Source organism: Photobacterium sp. OFAV2-7, from assembly GCF_022347985.1.
Taxonomy (GTDB): domain Bacteria; phylum Pseudomonadota; class Gammaproteobacteria; order Enterobacterales; family Vibrionaceae; genus Photobacterium.
Genome location: NZ_JAKRFQ010000571.1, coordinates 1 through 3381 on the forward strand (window position 1 = coordinate 1; position 3381 = coordinate 3381).

The 3381-nt window shown below is 51.3% G+C and carries 2 protein-coding genes; both read right to left on the reverse strand.

What is annotated here, in order from left to right; genetic code table 11:
• Nucleotides 1-68: 68 nt before the first annotated feature.
• Nucleotides 69-434, reverse strand: a complete 366-nt coding sequence (locus tag MHN01_RS21035; protein ID WP_239413235.1) for a DUF3316 domain-containing protein — start codon at nt 432-434, stop codon at nt 69-71.
• A 276-nt stretch (nt 435-710) separates the two neighbouring features.
• Nucleotides 711-3381, reverse strand: a 2671-nt coding sequence (locus MHN01_RS21040) for a TIM-barrel domain-containing protein (protein ID WP_239413236.1), incomplete at its 5' end; no start/stop codon positions are given.

Genomic DNA, 3381 nt, shown 5'->3' on the forward strand with positions numbered 1-3381 from the left:
GATAAGAGAAGAAAAGCGAATAAAAAAGCCGCGTCAGCGGCCAATGAGTCAGAATGAACTCGCAAGATTTAATCGCGGGACACTCGTACCCGGTAATGGTAGTTCACTACAACCAGACCCTGATATTCTATTTGGTCAGGAACTCGGGACAGCTCTCGCACCATGACATAACTGCTGTCAATTTTGATCGATCTGACATCAAGTCGTGACGGCGGTACCCGCAAGGTTCGGCTCAGATCAAACGATCTCTGCCCAGTCACATCGGTCATTATGCGATGACCCTCCTGGTAGGCATTGCCTTTTTGATCGACATACTCGGTTCTAAAAGTCGAGGTACCTGTTCTGAATTGATAATTACCCAGTGTGACAAAGTGATCAGCAACGGACAGGGAGCTAAATAAGAGCAGGAAGGAGATGGCTAGTAGTTTCTTCATTACATTGCTCCTCTACGCTAAGTGTTTGGACACTATAAGATTAAAATCATACGGTATCGAAAGCGTATCGGTAGGGTGAAAAAGCGTTTGGTTAGGATTGGTTCAGTTGTTTATTGTTAATTTTAAGCTTGAAGATAGGTTGTTGCAAACGCGAGGGGGTTTTAACTATTTATTTTAAATCAATCACTTAGTTTATTGCTTTTCCCTATGTGTTTGATTTGGTGACGTGCGAAGAAAAGGCGACTAGGTGCCGCCTTTTATCGTGGTTAGAGAAGATTAGATTTTGGTTACCGAGTAGGTGTTGCTGTTGTCGAACAAGGTAATACGGTAGCGACCTTCTCCCTGGCGAACCGTGATATCGGCACCACCTTGCTCAAGGCTGCCGTCGGCACCGTTGTCACCGAAATTCCGGCTCCAGTCACCAAACACATCAAACTTAAAACGCTCGTTGTTACTGCTGCCGAACGTAACGTCAGCCTGCCAGGTATGGTCTGCAATCAATGCCATCTCAGTGCTTGTCCAGCCATTGTTGGTGCCCCGGACAGCAAAGCTAGGCTGGTTAGAAGCAAAACCGCAGTCGCTCTGACAGTTCTCTGCGGTAATGACCACCGTCTTGTTGGTCAATACGGATTCGATGCCGGTGCGTACTGAGATCACGCTGCCTTCTTTGATCCAGCCTTTTGCACCGTCTTTCAACAATGCGGCGCGGTTAGCCAATTGTGGCAGTGGCGCACCGTTAAGGGTAACTGCTGCCTTGTCAGTTGCATTGATCAGGTAACGAACTTCGTTATTGCGACTGCTTGATGCGCCGCTGAAGTTGCCACTTGCTGCACCTATGGTGATTTGAACCCCGTTGCTGACTGGTGCCTGGCTGATCAGCGTTTCACGTACCTGGTAGTGTGGTACGCTGCCCTCGTCATAGTAGGCGACAGTGCTGCCGTCATCCTCGTAGAGAGTGAAGCTGCTGGCTTCGCTAGACGGGAAGATTTTGGCAATCAGCTCGTTATGGGCTGATCCGTCTTTGCGGTGGCCGAACACATCCTTCGTCTGCACATCGACATACATCATAGGAATAATGGCACCGGCACGGGCGTAGGCAGGCACACGGTTACGGTTTTCTGATGCAATCCACTGGTTAACATTTGACAGGGTAAGTCCGTCGGCACTCTCGTACTTTTCGAACGTGTGGTAGTTGTACCAGGTACCGGCCGGCAGGTAGACGTCACGAGTTTGTGCAAACTGGGTCGTCAGGTTGGCGACCAGAATGTCTTTACCGATCATTTTCTGATCAGCCAGGCCGATGAGTTTGGTATCGTTCTGGTAGTAGAAAGGCATTGGCGCAATAACAGGCTCGCCGTATTGATAGGCGCGATGAGCCAGTGAATAATAGTACGGGATTAGCTCGTAGCGCTGGCGCAGGTTGCTCAGGTTGCCAGCCGTATTACCGATCATCGCCGGAGAGGTTTCGGTGATGATACAGTCGCTGCCTGTTGCCCCTGGCATACCGCAGTTATTGCCGTGAGGGCGGAGCGGGATATCCAGCCAGGCCGCGTTGGCAAACCACAGACTGTACATTTCATCTTCGTTGTAGCCGGTACCCGGTGCGATGGCCGTGTCTCGTTTTCCCTTGTCATCGGACTTGCGCCAGAAGCCGCCAATATCCGAACTGTAGTAGTCGATACCGGCAAAAGACATCTGCATTGCCGCGTTATAGTGCATGTTCATGTGATCGAGACGACCGCCGATATCACCTGACCATAGTCCCGCCCCGAAGCGCTGCGAGCCCACTGTACCGGCACGGGCGATGGAGTACGGACGTTGCGGGTTCTGGCTGTGATTACGAACATAGCCGTCGTAGATAGACTTGCTCCACAGCAGGTTGTGAACATTGTTGTAGTTGGCGTGGTTACCGATGCTGTAGCAGGCATAGGAGCGGTAATCTTCCGGTTCACCCAAGTCGGTCCAGTGACCGAGAATACCCAGATCGGTAATGTTTGGCTTACGCACATTGTCATGCCACCAGGCCGCTGCTTTGGTGTTCGACCAGTCGATCATGCCACTGACACCAAACCAGTTATTGAACTCGGTAATATCGTTGGTACCGCAGTTTTTGGCAAAACCACCTTGTGCCGCCATACCGTTGTAGTTGGTACCGCCGTAGTTACCCTGCTTGGAGACGTAAGACTCCTCAATGGTGATAAGACCAATACCGTCATTCTTTAAGCTGGCGACTTTGCCTGCTGGGTTAGGGAAGGCTTGCTCGTCAAAGCGCAGATCACCCATAGGGTTGGCCGGGCTGTTATTCTGCCAGGCGTGTTTAAAGCCAAACCAGGCTACATCCAACAGCGCACCGTCGACAGGGAAATTGTTTTGACGCAGGGTATTGATGGTGTCGTCCAGCTCGGCCCAGTTGTCGTATGAAAATTCGGATACCCACATACCCAGGGCTTTTTTCGGTGGAACAGGAGGACGGCCAACCAGCTCCATGAAGTCGCTGCGCAAGTCGGGCAGATCAGCACCGCTTAGGTAATAAAGGTTGGTTTCGGCAGCATCTTTGTTGCGAATTTCCCACCATTCACGTGATAGGTTGAAGCTGTTTTTGAGTTTTGAATCAAGAAACAGGGCGTAGTTAATGTCGTTACCGACCGCATAAAGTACAGGGAATTGCAGACGGGGCGTTGTCGCACCGGCATAGGAACCGTCAGTATAGGTAACGCTACTGAAGGTGTTGCCCCTGTCGTCCGGAGTACCAAAGCCACCGGTTTTCAGCCACTCGCCGTTGATCTGGCCGCCATTGTTCGGGTCGATAGGGGCAAAGGTCTGGCCCAGACCGTACACCGAGTGCATGCCGCGATTTTGAACCGAGGCGCCTTTCCATGTCGCGTCGTAGATTGCCGGACAGACGGTGGCGCTTTGTTTATTACTTTGGTGCAGCTCAACAATGCTG

Bases quoted from the DNA above. Each gene is read 5' to 3' on its own strand.
- MHN01_RS21035 (WP_239413235.1), bottom strand. From the start codon at position 434: ATGAAGAAACTACTAGCCATCTCCTTCCTGCTCTTATTTAGCTCCCTG.